Origin of the sequence: Curtobacterium flaccumfaciens UCD-AKU (assembly GCF_000349565.1) — a bacterium.
In the GTDB taxonomy this organism is placed as follows: Bacteria; Actinomycetota; Actinomycetes; order Actinomycetales; family Microbacteriaceae; genus Curtobacterium; species Curtobacterium poinsettiae.
On the sequence record NZ_APJN01000047.1, the window covers coordinates 39,129 to 54,628 of the forward strand.

Consider the following 15,500-nt stretch of genomic DNA (forward strand, 5'->3'; position numbering starts at 1 on the left):
ACACAGATCATGGCCAACGAACCGATGAACCTTGACCAGGCGCTTCGCGCCTCCTACGCCGATGCCCTCACCCTCGGGGTGCGCGGCATCGGTGCCGACGCGCTGGCACGTCGCGCGGAAGTTGCACGCGCGGTCCTCGCGGAGCAGTCCCGACGCGTCGACGCCGCCTACCGTGGAGTGGCCGGCGCGGAGCCGGACGTTCCCGCACTGTTTGGGGCAACGCTCGTGCTGCGGCACGGTGGAGATCTGAACGGAGTGCTCGGGGACCCGATGTTCGCTGCCACGCTGCAGCAGCAGATGGGCCTCGGGTACGGGGCCGAGTACGTCAACGACGAAGACGGTGCCCGGTGGGAATCCATCGAACCGACCGCCGAGGACAACGGGCAGTCGGCCGCGGAAGTGACGCGCATCCGCTCGGCCCTGGCTGAGTTGGGCTCGCTCGACCCGGGCGCACTGCAGGCGGAGACCGCCGCTGACCGGCTGCCCCTGCAGGAGCGGATGGAGCAGGCGTTCCTCGAGGGATACGGCGCCCGACTCCAGGTCGGCCTCGCTTACGCCGCCGCGGACGACGCCGCACGTGCGGAGATCGGCTCGAGTGTCCTCGCGGACAAGGTCTCGACCTACGACGACCTCGACAGGATCACGACGACAGTGCTGCGGGAACTGCCGGACGTGACGTTCTTCTACGAGGAACTCCTGAACGAACCGCTGTCGCAGAACATGGAGCGGGCGCTGGTGGAAGCAGCGGGGATCGCGGGTCGGTGGTCCGACCTCGATCCCGCGGTCGACCAGCAGCTCGAGGTCATCGACAGCCGGGCCAAGGAAGTGACCCGTGCGCCCTCCGTGCATGCCGGCGACCCCGCCGAGGCGGAGATGCGGTACCTCGACCCGGACCTGCAGCGCGCGACGCAGGCGCTGCCGCGGATCGAGCGGGATAACACGGTCCGCGCCGTACGGGCTCAGAGCGCCATCGCGGCAGAGTCGGGAGCGGAACGCGGCGGCGTTCGCGAACGGATCCAGGGGTGGCGGGACGCCCGCCGCGAGGAAGGCGAGCGCACTGGCGACGACGCACAACGGCGCCGAGAGGCATGGGAGCGCGGAAACGGTCGCAGCATGCATGTGACGGGGACGCCGTCGGCCGCGGCGACTGCGGATGTGGTGCCGGCGCCTGCGCCAGAACGAGGTCTCGGCCGATGAACGAGATCCGATCGACGTTCGAAACGGCGCTGCTGTTCACCGTCGTGCTGGTCGCGGCGTACCTCAGCATCCACGTCGGCGCCGTGTTCACCCCGACGGGGACGGATTACTCCTGGAACGTCGTGCAGCTCGTCGGGCAGTTCTTCGACGGTGCGCGTGTGCCTGGAGCCGCGGTCCCGATCCTGATCGTCGGCGTCGCGGCCGTCGTGTCGGCGGCGATCGTCGTAGGACGGCTCGGCCGAATCCGCCGCGAGGAGCGGCAGACCGTCCGACGGATGGCGCCGCCGTCCGAGTACAAGGCCCTGCTGGAGAAGGCCCGCCTTGAGCAGGCCCGCAACGACCTGCACGAGGAAGAACCAGAGATCGGTCCCGGCCTGCCGATCGGGTCGGTCGCGACGCGCGGCCGGCACAAGGTGTTCCAGTCGTGGGAGGACGCCGGCGTGCACCTGCACGGCACCCGACGGGGCAAAACCACCTCCGAGGTCGTCCCGCACTGCGCCGTCGCCCCCGGCGGCGTCCTGGTGACCTCGAACAAGCCGGACGGCATCCGCGAGATCCTCGCCGCCCGCCACGGCGCCGGCGAGTGCTACGTCCTCGACCCGAACCAGGTCGTGCGACGCTCCTCGACCCCGGACTTCACCTTCGACCTGCTCGCGGACATCCACACCGATGACGACGCGTACGAACTCGCCGAGATCTTCGAGGCATCGACACGGAAAGCATCCGACCGGGGCGGCGATGCCCAGTTCGACGAGTCAGGCCGGAAGATGCTCGCCGGCTGCTTCCTCGCTGCGGCCCTAGAGCGGCGGCAGCTGCGGGACGTGTACGAGTGGTTGACCCGGGAGAAGGTGACCACGGTCGCCGACATCCTCCGCAAGCACGACGTCGTCGGGCTCGCAGCGACACTCGACGGGTTCGCCGAGTGGACGGAGAAGACCCGTTCCGGCATGTACGCCACCGCGCAGCGCATGGCCGGTGCCCTGTCGAACGAAGCGATGATGGCGTGGACAGTTCCCACGCCAGGCATCCGGCAGTTCGACCCGGCCACCCTGGCGCAGGGCAAGGACACCCTGGTGCTGCTGTCGAAGAAGGGCGGATCCGCGGCCGCGTTCGTGACCGCACTCGTCCGTGCGGTCTGCAAGGCCGCCGAGCAGCAGGCGCACGCCAACGGTGGACGGCTGCGGGTGCCGCTCGTGAACGAGCTCGACGAGTGCGCGAACGTCGTGAAGTGGCCGGAGCTGCCGGAGGTGTACTCGTACTACGGGTCCCTCGGGATCGTGATGAACGCGTACTTCCAGTCCCCGGCACAGGCGATCGCCGCATACGGGAAGGAAGGGTGGGAGGCGATCTGGTCCGCCGCCCCGATCCGCGTCTTCGGCGGGGGAGTGGTCGACCAGCCGCGCCTGCAGGAGCTCTCCGCACTCATCGGTGAGTACGAAGAGGTCATCGACAGCACCACCGGTGCCACCCGGTTCCGGCCCATCCTCACCGCCGGCGCGCTGGGATCCCTCCGGAAGTGGCGGGCGGTGGTCTTCGCCAGCGGCGTCGACCCGATCCTGATCCGCACGAAACCGTGGTTCCGGAACCTCCGACTCCGCCGCCGCATCAACGGTGGGAAGAAGGCCCTGAATGTCTGAGATCGAGGCAGTCGACGTCGACGTCGACGGGGCGGACGACGTCGACACCGGAGCGCCGGAAGAGGGCGGAAACCCGTTCCAGTCGATGTTCTACGACTGGGTGCAGGAACGATTCGCGCGGGTGGAAGTCACCGGGTCAGCGCAGCGGGCAACCTGGTGCCCGGAGTGGTGGAAGCACCCCGAGGTCATCGATCGGCTGCAGGCGCTGTGGACCGCGTACATCGCCGCCGAGGCGGAGCAGGAGGACGAGAACGGGAACATGGCAGCGCTCTCGGACTGGTGGATTCGGCACTGGGACCCGCACCGTGCCGTGCTGTTCGACGCGGCAACCGGACCGTTCCGGGACTGCAGCATGCAACGCGGTCACCTCTACGACGGCGACCGCGACCGGGTGAACGCGATCGCGCCGGCGAGACCGCCGGAACAGTAGCCACACCATGAGGACGGGCTCACACATCCGCGTGGGCCCGTTCTCATGTGTCATCGGTCGCGATCGACCTCACGACCCGGGGCCGGCGACGGGGGCAGATCACGTGCCGGCGTCGACGGCCCGGTGCCGGACCGCATCGGTCGTCCGTGGGCCTGCTCCCAGGAGTCACGCCGTGCCTGCACCTCGGGCTCACGGTGGCCACGGATCGCAGCGAGCGTCGTTGTCCGCGTTGCTGCCGGCAGCGACGTCGGCGCGGGCGGCTCGCCACCCTCGGCAAGCTCTGCCGCCCACTGAGTGGTGCGTGCCCGCATGGCGGCCGCTGCGTCGCTGTCGAGGCCGTACACGGCGAACCGGTCATCCCGGATCCGGTCGACCTGCTGCAGCTGCTGGGCGAACATCGCACGGTTAAATCCGTCGTCCCGGTCGGCGACGAGTCGCAGCAGTTCCTCGTCGGAGTAACGACCGGAGGACCGGATCGCGTCGAGGTCAATGAAGTCACGCGCCTCGAGGCGCGTGTACACAGCGTTGATCTTCGACGCCACGGCGTCATCCACCGACAAGACCGGGCCCACCTGCAACCGTGCCGGTTCCGCACCGCGCCAGTCGTACGCGAAGTCGACGTCGACCTGGCGGCCATCCGCCGCCGTGACGTTCAGATGCGCGAAGTACTCCGCCCGACGGCGCTCTTCCACCACGTAGCCGACGTCCGCGAGGACAGTGCTGGCCTCGGAGACGGCGCGGTCGAACTCGGCCGCGTCGTAGCGGTTGGTGAACAGATCAACGTCACGGGTGAGGCGGTCTACGATGCCGTGCTCACGGATCGCTCCCGACCCGGCGAGCACGAACCCGTGCTGATCGGCGCCGAGGAGGATCGTCTGCGCTACCTCAAACTGAAGATCGCGGTCGTCGCTCACGCGGTGAGCTCCGGGAACCGGGACTCCCAGAGCAACCGCACGCGAACGGGCAGGAGCAGCTCATCCCAGGTCCGCAGCAGGACGTCGCGGTTCAGCAGCGCCTCCTGCACCTCCGAAGCCCCCTCGCGGAGGATCGCCTGGTACGCCTTCGTCACGCCCGAGAGCGTGTCGAGGTCGGCGTCAGGGTCGGGACCCCAGTACACGTCCAGCGGGAGCGCCAGCATGCCGCTGGCCGGGCCGTGGAGGGCGACAAGGGAAACGGGCACGTCGTAGGGCTTGATGTCCTGGTACAGCACGCGTGATCCCATCGGTTCCTCCTTCCGATACTGCACATTGTCCCTCGCCTTCGATGAGACCGCCACGGCGGGGAAGGACCGTGTCGGTCGTCGTGTCTAACGTTCACACATGAGTTATGTAGCGACTGTCCTCACCCTGATGATCGCATCTCCCTCCGATGTGCAGGAGGATCGTGATGCCGTGGAACACGCGATCTACAGCTGGAACGATGCGAATGCACGTCGGCGGGGCGTCGTTCTCCAACCGTGGCGTTGGGAGACCTCGGCCGTGCCGGTCCTCGGGGCTGGCCCGCAGCGGCTGATCAACGCGCAGGGAGTCGACAGGTCCGACATCGTCATCTCGATGTTCGCCGGCCGGCTCGGCTCCGCTACCCCCGATGCGATCTCCGGTACCGCCGAGGAGATCGACCGAGCACTCGAGGCAGGCAAGCCGGTTCATCTGTACTTCTCCACGGCTCCGCTCCCGGCCGACGTCAATACCGAACAGCTCGATGCCCTGCGAGCGTTCCGCGCCGACATGCAGTCCAAGGGACTGCTGGGGGAGTACAGCAACACCAGTCAGCTCGAGCACGAAGTGTGGAAGGCGATCGAACATGACATCGCCGAGGTGAACCCATTCGCGCAGGCCACTCCGCCAAGTCCTGAGCCGATGATTCGTTTCCACGTGCAACCGCAACGCGAACGTGAAATGACTGGCGTGGACAATAACGGAAAGCCGAAGTACACCACTCGTCGTTGGCTGGAAGTGACGAACACCGGGTCAGAGGACGCTCAAGATGTCACCTTCGAGTCGGTCGGTGAACGCTCGCCAATGCTCATCGGAGGTACCGGCGCACCAACGACGGTGCATGCGGGTCAGACCCGGATCGTGAACACCCAGTATGTGATGAGCGGGGGAGAAGGCATCCTCCGCGTCAGCTGGCGCGGGACCGGGGGCGACGAGTCGAAAGACTTTCACGTCGGTTGATCTGATATCTGACATAACGGCGGTTATCGGCGCAGCCATCTCCGCGGAGGAGGGGGTTCGGTATGGGCCTTCTCGACTTCTAGGTACGCCTCGAGCCAAGCAGTCGCGATGGCTTGGGACGCGGCGTGATCGCGAGCGATGATCCAGGCGGTGAAGATCCCAGCGAGGACGGCTACGCCGATCTGAACAAGAAGTTCACCGCCGCTGTTCAGCAGGCCGTCCATGCCACGGAGTGCTGCACTGAGCGACGTTTTTGCTTCGTCGAGCTTGCCGGCATCGTTCAAAGCGTCGGCTCGCACCTGGGCATCGCGCGCAGCAGCAACGCCGGATTGCATGAGGAAGATCGTGTACGTGCCGATGAGACTGACGAGGGCCACAAGCGCTGCGAGTCCCGCCCCGAGGACCGCCCCCGGCAAGGAGCTGCCGTATTCCGCAGCGCGTCTCCGCAGGACCGCCCGGGCTTCGGCCCGGGCGGGCTCGCTTGCGCCTCGGTACGCCGCAAGGCGCTCCTCGAAATCCCGAAGGTTCGCGTGCACGTGAGCCGGCGTCTTTGGAAAAGCTCGACGCCACCAACCCCGCCCGTGGAACCCGGTCCCCTTCGGCTTCGAGCGCGACGCGTTCATCTGAGCAGTCCGCCTCAGGTGCTGGGTTCAGGTCTGTCGACTCAGCGTTCGCGGTCGTTGTCCCGCGCCGGCGTCGGCGGCAGGTCTCGTCTGCTGCCGGCGCGCCCGTAGGCCGCACTGACCTTCTTACCGACCGCTTCTTCCACGCTCGGGACTGGCTCGACGGAGAGCGTCAGCGGGTCTTGCGCACGCCAGTCGACCGCGAGGTCCACGTCGACCGATTCGCCGGCGTCCTTCTCAATGGTCATGTAGATTCCGCGGCAACATGGCAGCGCCTTCGCAACGTCCGTCCTGGGGCGCCGGGGTGTCTGCTGCTTTCCAGATTCGTGGCAGCGTTGCAGGGCTATTTATCCCGATCTTTATCCCACTCGATCGTCAAGTGCGAGTTTAGAATGCCGGAGTCGGAATCGCTGCGGGACGATTCAACATATCCAGCGGTGGTGACCCGGGTTGCTTGAGCGGCGTAGGGCGGATGTTCCACGTCCTCCCAATCGACAGCGACCGTCTCTCCAATTGCAAGAACGCCGAAATCTCGTCCTTCAATAGCGCTGAAGTGCACCCAAATGCCGCCATCAATCTGGTCGACGTCAACGACGCCCCAGCCCTCGTCGGGCTTCCATATGCGGACTATCCCGTTGTCTGACATCACGATCGCGTCAGCAGGAAGTTGCGGAGCCGCAGCGGTTGCCCGTTGCGGTGAAGGAGCCGTAAACCTGCAGCGTCGCGGTGCCGTCACCGGCGACGCGCCAGGTGAGGACGTCCGAGTAGGCGATGTGCGTACCGTCTGGCGAGTTGCTGTAGTTGCCGTGAAATTGGTACGAGCAGACGACGTTATGCCCGGCCTGCTTCGGCTGCGTCTTGCCGTTCCGTGCCCAAATCTGTCCTGCTTCGGTGACGTTACTCGTGGCCGCGGCGCACAGGGCCGGCGAAAGTTTGATGCCCCACGGGATGGTTTTGCCACCACACTGGTGCTGCACGGTGTAGCTGACGTTGGAGTCCGAGTACTTGTAGAACTTGTTGCACAACAGCTTCGCTCCCTTAGGCCCAGCAACAGCCGAACTGGTAACTGCCTGCGGGGATGGCGTTGCCTGCGAAGCTCCGGCATCCTCGACCTGTGCTGGCTCAGCGGAGTCGGCTGAGTCGGCGGGCGTGACGTCCTGAACTGACTGAAGGGTGCCCGTGGACGAGCTTGTCGTCGACGCGCCCTGACTGTTCGTGATTGTCAGCGTTGACGACAGGACCGGCTGATCCGAGTCAATCGGAACTGTAGCGGCGTGAGCCGGACCGGCCATCGCAAGTGAAAGAAGGACCGCACCAAACGGCAGGCTCCACAGCGCAGAACGCTTATTAATTTGCATCAATATCCCCTCATGCGGGCCCCTGCCGCCTGTAGGCAGGAGCAAAGCACACTGGGGTGGACTGCCACAAGAGAGATCCGCGCAACTTCACGCCAAAGGTGCCCCTCAAGCCCGCAATCTGAAAACGGTTTCAGGAATGCGCGAGCGGTACTGGCCCGGTGGGCATGGCCCGCCAAACCCGTCGGTCTCGGTGGACATGTCCCGTTCCGGGACGACGAGCCATCGATGCAAGCCTGATTCACAGTTCACGATCGATACCGCGGGCCGGCGTCGGCGGCAGGTCGCGGGCGGTGCCGGCGTCCTTCGACTGTCCCGTGGACACCTGACGGCCGTGCGCACGCTCCCAAGCCTCGCGGCGTCGGCGGGTGGCGTCGGAGTCGCGGCCTCGGACCGCGGCGAGGCGGTCTTTCCGTTCTGCGGCCTGCTCACGGAGGATCTGCGACTTATGGGACGCGACGACGCGTACCTGGAGATCCCTACCGATGCCGTCGGTGCGGCGGTCGGCCGGGATCGCGTTGATTTCTTCGACGGGTACGTTATAGCGATCGCGGAAGGTGTCGACCTCGGCCGCGAGGCGAACCCATGCGGCTCGGCGGTCCGGCTCGGTGGGGACCGAGCCGAGCTGCAGGGTCCAGGCCGGCTGCTCCGCCGCGATCGCTTCGCCGCGTTCTGTGAGGCGAGCACGGAGGTGCTCGTGGCGTTCCTGGAGCTCGTCTCGCCAAGCCGCCGGCAGGTGCCGGGACCGCAGAGGCGCGGCATCGGCGATCCACCTCGGCACCTCCGGCGCCGCTGCCGGGTGCGGATGCTCCTGCTCCCACTGTTTCGTCAGCGCGGTGATCCGCGCGCCGAGTACAGCTGGGACGTTATCGATGTCGTCGACGGGTCGTTCGGTCCATGCCCGGTAAAGCACGTCGGCGGGGTCGAGGCCGGCCCGCTCGGCACGGCGCATCGCGGCGACGGTGACACCCCAGGTGTCCTCACCGCCGAGCCTGTTGGTGACGTCGATGCCGAGGGCCTGTTCCGCGGCCGCGGTGAAGCGGATCCGGTCGGCCTGCTGGGTGAGGTCCGCGTACTGGTCTGCGAGGGTCACGATGCGGTCCGCGTCGCGCTGGGCGATGCGGAGTTGCTCGTGGGCGGTGAGGTTCGGGTCGACGTTGCCGGCGATCTTCGCCAGGACGTCGCGCATGTCCTGGCCGGGTTCGGTGATCACCGCGAACGTGTTGCGGTGACGGCCGCGGGTCCCGCCGACGTAGGCGGCGTTCCGGGACGTGGACACGTCGACCATCTGCCACATCGTGTCGCCAGTGTTGCCCTGCTCCCCGTGGGTGGTGCGGGCGTAGCCGAGCTGCGTGTGGTCCTTGACGTACTCAGCGGAGAGGCGAAGCTTGCCGCCGTGGCCGGCGTGCACGACATCGAGGGAGCCGTCGTCGTGGACACGCTTCACGGTCCACCGGTCGCCGTTCTTCACAAACTCTCGTCCCCGGTGCATGCGCTGCTTGTAGTCGTTCTTCCGCGTCACGATCCGGTCGCCGACGTGCGCGTCAAAGCCGTCCATGAGGGCTGCGCTGCGGCGCCCGTGGACCTCACCGGTCGTGAATCGGTACGCCTGCGCGCGGGCGTTGAGTTCGGCGATCTGGGCGCGGGTGGGGGCGGCCATCAGGGCATCGAGACCTTGGTCGATGTCCTGCTGCCAGCCGTTGAAGACGTGGTCGGCCATCTTGTCCGCGTCGCCACCGACAACGCGCCCGTTGGCAAGGTGCCAGACCCACGGGTCCTGCACCGTCGGGTCGCGCAGGAGGAGGGTCGCGGCGGCTTCGTCGGGGTTGCTGAACCGGTGGAGCTCGTCGAGGTAGGTAGCCCCGACTTCGTGCTCGAGGAGGCGGAGCATGCCGCCGGAGGCGACGGCGTCGAGCTGCTTGTCGTCACCGATGAACCGCACGTGCGCGCCGGTGAGCTCCGCGATCCGGACGACCTTGGCGAGGTTCACGGTGCCGGCCATGCCGGCTTCGTCGACAACGATCACATCACCACGGCGGAGGTCGATGTCACCCGTGATCGACTTCGCCTCGAGCAGCTGTTCAAGGTCACTGCCGACGAGGAACTTGTCGAGGGTGACGGCCTTGATGCCGACGGCGTCGGACATCACCGCGGCCGCCGCAGCGGACGGGGTCAGCCCGATCATGCGCCCACCCTCCGCTTCAATCGCGCGTGCGGCGACCTTCAATGCGGTCGTCTTCCCGGTACCGGCAGGTCCGACCCCGACCATGACGCGGACCGGGTCGCACGCGAACGCCGCGGCGAGAGCAGCCTGTCCGGCGTCCAGATGCGCACCGTGCTCGGCTCGCGCGGCGGCGAACGTTTCGGCGCGGACGGGGCCGAGGGTGCGGTCTTTCGCGGCGTCGAGGATGATCCGCTCCGCGTCGAACACGGCCTGCGATGAGAACACCACGGCGCCCTTGGAGGCGTACGGGGAGGACCCGTCGCGCATCGCGACGGGCTGGAACGTGCCGTGCGCCGGCGGCGGGGTGAGGCGGATGGAGTGGCCGTCGATGACGGTCTTCGTGATGACCGCGGCGCCGGTCTTGCTGTCCAAGCCCGGCATCCCGCGGTGCTCGTTCACCCACTGCTCCGCGGCGATCTGCACGTTGTTGACACCCCACGTGGACCGGTCCTCGGACACCTTCGCAAGGATCGTCCGTGCGGCGTCCTCCGGGTCGAACGGAGTGTCATAGTCGGAGTTGAGCCCGCGGCCGAGGAGCGCGCCGACCTCGAGGTCCTGACGCCGGGTGGTCTTCCGCGCGGCCTCGAACCAAGTCTTTGCCACCTCAGCGACGGGGCGGATGTGCTCCTTCTTCGGCCGGGTCGCGAGGACCGCCTGCTGTGCGATCTTCCGCCTCGTGGCCCGGTCCGGGGAGCGTCCGTGGTCGCGTCGGTAGTCCCGCTCGAGCTCCGCCGCGACCTTCCGGGAGTCACGGGAACGGGTCGACGATTCGGCGATCAGGTCATCGCTGACGCCAGCGAGCTCCACCACGGGCGGGTCCCCGGCACGGAGGACACGGGCGCGCGTGGTGGCGCCAGTGAGCTCGCAGACGTAGTCCATGACGGCACGGTTGTGGATCGCCGCGGCGGCCATCGCCTGCCGGTGCAGCAGCTTCGAATCCAGCGTCCGCCACTTCCCGTCCGAGCCCAGGACACGGTTCGCGACGACCACGTGATCGTGGAGCTGCGGATCCCCGGAGCGGGAATCGTGGTGGCGGAACTTCGTCGCGATCAACCCGCCCTCGACGTCGAGCTGACGGACACCGTTCACGCCGGCACGGGTCGCGATCGCGTTCTCCTCCAGCCACGCAATCGAGTCCGCAATGGCACGTTCCTGCGCCTGCTCGATCAGCCGCGCGGTCACGTGATCGTCCTGCGCGATCGCCGCAGCCCACGCGATCGACACCGACTTCGGCGGGGAGAACGTCAGGTCGATACCCGACACGGTGTTCCGCTCCGAGCGGGTCGCGGCGGTGATGAACTTCCCCAGTTCCTCACCGTCCGCAGGCGGCCGGCCGTTCGCCTCACGGAACGCCTGCGACCCGACAGCGGTCCGCAGCTGCGAGCGTTCCGACGCGTCCGGCTCACGGTGGCGGGTGCGCTCGAAGCGGTCCTCAGCCTCCATGATCGCGACCGCAAGCTTCGTCGACGACGCCGACATACGGTGCGGCGCCCGACCCAGCCGGGCGTCCTTCTCCGCGTCCTCGTAGCTCTTCCCGGCCTCCATTGACGCAGCGATCATCGCCTCAGCGTCAGGGTGCAGACCCTCACCGAAGAGGGCCTTCATCTGCGCCTCGGTCACCTCACCGGCCATGCCGAGCAGGCCGATCCCACCGCCGACCCACTGCCCCGGAGGGTTCCCCTCGACCGTGTAGTAGTCGCCAATCTCGCGGCCCTGCGCACGACGCACATCGCCCGTGGCGACCTCCGACGTGTAGTACGTGTACCCGTCACCCGTGGACAGCACATGCAAGCTCATCGTCATCAGCAGACCCCCAGAGCGGGACGGTCAGCGGCGGCGAACATGCGGCAAGAGTACCCCACTCATTCATAATGCCAATGGTGTGACAGCTAGTGGACCGAAGGATGAGGGGAACTGGCACGCGAGCTAGAGTGAGCGCGGATGCTGGTTGAGACCACGAAGACCAGAGGCTTCGACGACTGAGGAACGAAGGATGTCGTTGCATCTGGTTGGGAGTGCGTCGAAGGCAGCATCCGCGCCAGAGCCGGACACGGCTCTGGCTCGGATAAACACGGCCCGGCTCGCCCGGTCCGTTCCCGAACCGCCCCGCCCCGCGTTCGGGGTTGTAGCCGTTAGGTCGCATGAGCGGCCAAGCACGATCGGGAGGGATCGAGATGGCAGAGAACCGGAAGTCCGCAACGCAGGCCGCCGCCCGGAAGGCCGCACGTGAACGCGCCGCGGAACGAGCGGCGGAGTTCCGCCGCCGGCAGGACCAGCTCGAAGAACTCGCCGCCGAGTACTTCATCGCCATCGACGCCGTCGAGAGCATCGAGACGGCCGCGGAAGAGCGCATCGCGGCAATCCGTTCCGAAACCGAGCGGAAGGTCGAAGCATCCCGTGCAGAGGCGGCCGGGATCGTCGGGCGGATGCTTGACACGAAGGTCAGCCGCGACGAAGTCGCGGCACGCCTCGGGATCCCACTCAAGGACGTCAAGCGTGTCAAGCGCGCCGCGGACGCCGACGCTCAGCCCACCCCGGAGGGCACCACGAGCGAACAGCGGAACGAGAACCAGTCAGGTGACATCAGCGAGCACGCTGACGCCCACTACGACGAGCACGCGGCCGCGTGATCCCGTCCCACCGCCGGGCCGCCTAGCTCCCGTCATGGCCGCCCGTTCAGCGTTCATCGTCAGCTGCGATGCGTTCGGCTGTGATCGGGTCATCATCCCGGTCGCAGTCGCCGACGACAACAGCACCCGCGCCGAGGCGCGCACCTTCGCGCGCGAGCACGGGTGGACAACCGCAGACACGTCCCGCAGCTACACCGACCTGTGTCCGGCCCACACGGAGACACCTGGCATCACCTAGCCGACGCTGTTCGGCGGGTTCCTCACCAGAGCGTTGGCGTGTCCGGATCGATGCCGGCCTTGTGTGCTGCGATCGCAGCGGGATCCCACCCATGATCGCGGAACACCTCCCGGAGCTCACGCGACAACCGCACACGCTCGGCACGCGCAAGCCCTGCGGTACGAATTGCTGTCGACCCGTTCCGGTGCCGGCCACGCTGCACCCGCTCGAGCATGTTCCCCCGGTGTGACCCGGTTGCCAGATGCGACCGGGACTCGTCGACGTCGACGTGCACACACAACGGCACATCGCACGCGTGCAGCAACAACACGTCGGGCAGGAGCGCGACACCGGTCAGGTGCTCGTACAGCCAGCGTTGCGGACGCATCGCGCGTTGCCCACCGTCCGGCTGCGGCACCCAGAAGCGGCCGTACCCGTCGTCACCGATCGCACCCGTCCAGATCCAACAGTCCGTCAGCGCCGGTCCCTTCACGACGTGGGACCAGAAGCGCTCCGAGGCGGTCGACGTCGACGGGACGGTCACGTGTCGGTCCTTCCTGCCAGGATCAGCCCATGCAATTCGTACTGGGGGCATGGATCAATCGACGGTACACACGGCTGCCGTCGAGCATCGTGCTCGGACTGCTGCCCGGCATCTTCTTCATCTACCTCGCGACCCGCGCGGCCGCCGGCGGCGACTGGTTCGCCTTCGCGGCGGCGATCGTGTTCGTGATGGTGCAGGCTCTCGCGTACCCGCTGGCACGGGAGAGTTACTTCCGAGTGACGCAGCCGATGCGTGAGGGCATGGGCGGTTGGATCCTGATGGGTCCGCTCGCACTGTTCGTGTTGCTCGTGCGGTTCAACGTGTACGTCTACCTGTGGGTGCTGTCGATCCCGATCGGCATCGCCGGGTTCTGCTACCTCGCACTCACGGAGCGTGCCGGCAACGGCTGGCGGTTGGTCTAGCCCTCTCACCGCTGGGGTCCACGCTGTGGGCCGCTACGGCCATCGTCAGTGCTGAACCCACCGGTACGAAACTGGTCCCGCCGGCGTGCACGTTGTTCGTCGACGCGCTGCTGCAGCCGTTCGATGCTGGAGCCCCCCCGGTCGCGCAGTCGGCCGCACGTCACGCCGAGTGACCGCCTGGTTCAGCACCTCAGCGAGACGGTCGGAGCGACCGGTGGCCTGGTTGTAGAAGCGGGCAGCGACGAACGCGTCGCGCAGCGGAGCGCCGACGTGGAATTGGCCGGCGTCGAGGCGGTAGCCGGCGTTGTCGGTGAGCTCGGAGAAGAACACGAACTGCGCCCGGGTGTTGCCCTCTCGGAACGCATGGATCGTGTTCAGCTCTCCCCAGTGCTCGGCGAGGCGTTCGACGAACTGTTCGCGCGGTAGTCCGGTGAGGTGCTGCTCTCGCTCGAGGAGCCGGTACTGGTGCTCGGCCGCCGACGTGATGCCCGGCCCCGGGTAGTAGCCGTATGCCACGGTCGGGGCGGCCGGGTCACCGAGGGCGTAGTTGACGACGTCGGGGCCGTCCTTCGTCATCCGGGTGTCGGGGCCGACGCGCTCGTGCCCGGCCCACTCGTAGACGTCTTGGAAGATCCGCCGGTGGATCTCCTTCATGTGGTCGTAATCGAACCGGCCGTCGACGGGATCCGCGGCGAGCTCGACGAGTCGCACCTGCGCGGCGAACTCTTCCCGCGCTGCGAGGTCCGCCGCGGTGGTGGCGCCGAGCTTGTTCCGGAGAACAGTCGTGCCCGGGATGAAGTAGTCATCCCAGGCACGGAAGGTGGTTGGCACGGCTCAGCGTGCGTCGAGGTGCGCCATCCCGGCAGCGATCGCGTCTTCCGCGGTCATGGTGCCCTCGGCGACGCGGCGGCTGTACTCGCGGAGGATCGGGTCGGTGACCTGGTGCCCGGCCGCGCCGAGCGCAGCGTCAGCGAAGTCCACGCGGCGGTCTGCTTCAGCCGGGGACACCTGTCCGGTGCGCGGTGTCGTGATGCTCATAGTCGCGTTCCTCCTGGGTCAATTCTACCGCGGATCGGTCTGCTCAACAGGGTCTACCGATTCGTCATCGTCGGGGTCGTCCCAGTGCAGCAGCCGGGTCGACGAGCCTTGGTAGCGGCCCTTGTTCGCATGGATGGCGCAGTCGTGGTTGTCGTGGTCGTACGCAGCCCGGTAGTACCGGTCGGCGTCGAAGTCAGCGGCGTTGTACGCGTTCCACGCCGCGTCGACCTCCGCTTGCCGCTCGGCCAAGCGCATCCGCATCCGGGAAGTGCCCACCCAACTGCTGACACTTCTCGATCATCGCCATCGCCTGCTCGACGTCAACGCCTTGCCCCTCACCGATCATCCCCTGATGCTCCCCGGTCCCGATCTGAACTCACCGGGCGCCGGCGTACTGGGGGAACATGCGATCCATCGTCGCTTCGTGGCGGGCGGCACGGTCGTCCTCGCCGCGGGTCCGGGAGATCTCCGCGAACGTCGGACCCGATGCGGTCGGTTCGGCGGGAGCGGGTCGGCGGCACATCTCGGCGTAGTACCGGGTTCCCCGACCACGAAAGAGCCTGACGCTGAACCGCCACTGAGGTCGCCCCAGCCATTCCACACGGCTGCGACCAGGTCGTTCGGCGTGGTCGTGGCTCGTCCGAGGTGCTCCGTGAGTGTCGCGAGGATCGCCGAGTCGAGCTGCCCTCTTCTGGAGGACCGACAGTCCACCCGTCGTCGAGTTCGATGCCCTGAGGTGGCTCCGCTCCGGACAGACGCACCCACTGCACACGGGGGTGCACATGACGACCGTTCCGAGCTGCGAGCTCTGCCCACGCCAATCCGCTCTTGCGCCGGGACGCGGACGCGCGTACGTTGTTGAATGCAATGACGCAAATGCGCCATTCGCGAATCGATGAGATTGGGGAAATCATGGAATCGACCGTCAAGGTGGCCCTGCTGCAGGAGAGCACGTGCAATCTGCAGACGCAGATGGTTCCGTCAGATCGCATCATGGTCTCGAAGC

17 protein-coding genes are annotated in these 15,500 nt (G+C 67.3%); 6 read left to right on the forward strand and 11 right to left on the reverse strand.

The features are described from left to right. Window positions 1-9 precede the first annotated feature (9 nt). From H489_RS36535 to H489_RS36540, 3 genes are read left to right on the forward strand one after another with little or no spacing between them, the layout of a single operon-like run. On the forward strand, window positions 10-1,197 hold the full coding sequence (locus H489_RS36535) for a hypothetical protein (RefSeq protein WP_017885593.1): 1,188 nt from the start codon (window positions 10-12) through the stop codon (window positions 1,195-1,197). Then, entirely contained in the window at window positions 1,194-2,834 is a 1,641-nt protein-coding gene (locus tag H489_RS20935) for a type IV secretory system conjugative DNA transfer family protein (protein WP_017885594.1), read from the forward strand. Before H489_RS36535 ends, H489_RS20935 begins: the two co-directional genes overlap by 4 nt. After that, window positions 2,827-3,264 (forward strand): DUF4913 domain-containing protein, encoded by a 438-nt coding sequence (locus H489_RS36540; protein ID WP_017885595.1) that lies wholly within the window; start codon window positions 2,827-2,829, stop codon window positions 3,262-3,264. The genes H489_RS20935 and H489_RS36540 overlap by 8 nt, the downstream gene beginning before the upstream one ends. Before the next feature lie 50 nt (window positions 3,265-3,314). On the opposite strand, the gene H489_RS0118135 is transcribed toward H489_RS36540, so the two are convergent. Both H489_RS0118135 and H489_RS20940 read right to left on the reverse strand, forming a co-directional pair. Continuing rightward, the gene (locus H489_RS0118135) at window positions 3,315-4,178 is read right to left on the reverse strand and encodes a nucleotidyl transferase AbiEii/AbiGii toxin family protein (protein ID WP_167578272.1); all 864 of its coding nucleotides are present in this window, start codon (window positions 4,176-4,178) and stop codon (window positions 3,315-3,317) included. Next, on the reverse strand, window positions 4,175-4,486 hold the full coding sequence (locus H489_RS20940) for a hypothetical protein (RefSeq protein ID WP_031259064.1): 312 nt from the start codon (window positions 4,484-4,486) through the stop codon (window positions 4,175-4,177). The genes H489_RS0118135 and H489_RS20940 overlap by 4 nt, the downstream gene beginning before the upstream one ends. Window positions 4,487-4,583: 97 nt before the next feature. Between H489_RS20940 and H489_RS20945 the strand changes: the two genes are divergently transcribed. Next, complete coding sequence (locus H489_RS20945) at window positions 4,584-5,441, forward strand: hypothetical protein (RefSeq protein WP_017885598.1); 858 nt, start codon at window positions 4,584-4,586, stop codon at window positions 5,439-5,441. A 23-nt stretch (window positions 5,442-5,464) separates the two neighbouring features. Here H489_RS20945 and H489_RS20950 read toward each other — a convergent pair whose 3' ends face one another. The 5 genes from H489_RS20950 to mobF form a co-directional block, all read right to left on the reverse strand. Beyond that, on the reverse strand, window positions 5,465-5,818 hold the full coding sequence (locus H489_RS20950; RefSeq protein ID WP_152427116.1) for a hypothetical protein: 354 nt from the start codon (window positions 5,816-5,818) through the stop codon (window positions 5,465-5,467). 287 nt (window positions 5,819-6,105) lie between these two features. Continuing rightward, the gene (locus H489_RS20955; protein WP_017885600.1) at window positions 6,106-6,312 is read right to left on the reverse strand and encodes a hypothetical protein; all 207 of its coding nucleotides are present in this window, start codon (window positions 6,310-6,312) and stop codon (window positions 6,106-6,108) included. A 95-nt stretch (window positions 6,313-6,407) separates the two neighbouring features. Continuing rightward, complete coding sequence (locus H489_RS37230) at window positions 6,408-6,710, reverse strand: cold-shock protein (protein WP_152427117.1); 303 nt, start codon at window positions 6,708-6,710, stop codon at window positions 6,408-6,410. Between the two features lie 10 nt (window positions 6,711-6,720). Further along, window positions 6,721-7,422 carry a hypothetical protein gene (locus H489_RS37555; RefSeq protein WP_152427118.1) on the reverse strand — a complete coding sequence of 234 codons (702 nt, stop codon included), beginning with the start codon at window positions 7,420-7,422 and terminating at the stop codon, window positions 6,721-6,723. Between the two features lie 238 nt (window positions 7,423-7,660). Further along, window positions 7,661-11,440, reverse strand: coding sequence for a MobF family relaxase (gene mobF / locus H489_RS20960; RefSeq protein ID WP_167578273.1), 3,780 nt, complete (start codon window positions 11,438-11,440; stop codon window positions 7,661-7,663). Between the two features lie 377 nt (window positions 11,441-11,817). Here mobF and H489_RS0118140 point away from each other — a divergent pair, with 377 nt between their 5' ends. Beyond that, window positions 11,818-12,273, forward strand: a complete 456-nt coding sequence (locus H489_RS0118140) for a hypothetical protein (protein WP_017885602.1) — start codon at window positions 11,818-11,820, stop codon at window positions 12,271-12,273. A gap of 260 nt (window positions 12,274-12,533) precedes the next feature. On the opposite strand, the gene H489_RS37970 is transcribed toward H489_RS0118140, so the two are convergent. Next, window positions 12,534-12,983, reverse strand: coding sequence for a hypothetical protein (locus H489_RS37970; RefSeq protein ID WP_167578274.1), 450 nt, complete (start codon window positions 12,981-12,983; stop codon window positions 12,534-12,536). A gap of 80 nt (window positions 12,984-13,063) precedes the next feature. Between H489_RS37970 and H489_RS37975 the strand changes: the two genes are divergently transcribed. Continuing rightward, window positions 13,064-13,456, forward strand: a complete 393-nt coding sequence (locus H489_RS37975) for a hypothetical protein (protein ID WP_167578275.1) — start codon at window positions 13,064-13,066, stop codon at window positions 13,454-13,456. A gap of 45 nt (window positions 13,457-13,501) precedes the next feature. Here H489_RS37975 and H489_RS20980 read toward each other — a convergent pair whose 3' ends face one another. From H489_RS20980 to H489_RS37980, 3 genes are read right to left on the reverse strand one after another with little or no spacing between them, the layout of a single operon-like run. Then, the gene (locus H489_RS20980) at window positions 13,502-14,287 is read right to left on the reverse strand and encodes a Fic/DOC family protein (protein WP_017885606.1); all 786 of its coding nucleotides are present in this window, start codon (window positions 14,285-14,287) and stop codon (window positions 13,502-13,504) included. Window positions 14,288-14,290: 3 nt separating this feature from the next. Further along, a complete protein-coding gene (locus H489_RS20985; protein WP_017885607.1) occupies window positions 14,291-14,494 on the reverse strand; it encodes a hypothetical protein in 204 nt (67 codons plus the stop codon). 24 nt (window positions 14,495-14,518) lie between these two features. Then, on the reverse strand, window positions 14,519-14,743 hold the full coding sequence (locus H489_RS37980) for a hypothetical protein (protein ID WP_167578276.1): 225 nt from the start codon (window positions 14,741-14,743) through the stop codon (window positions 14,519-14,521). Between the last annotated feature and the right edge of the window lie 757 nt (window positions 14,744-15,500).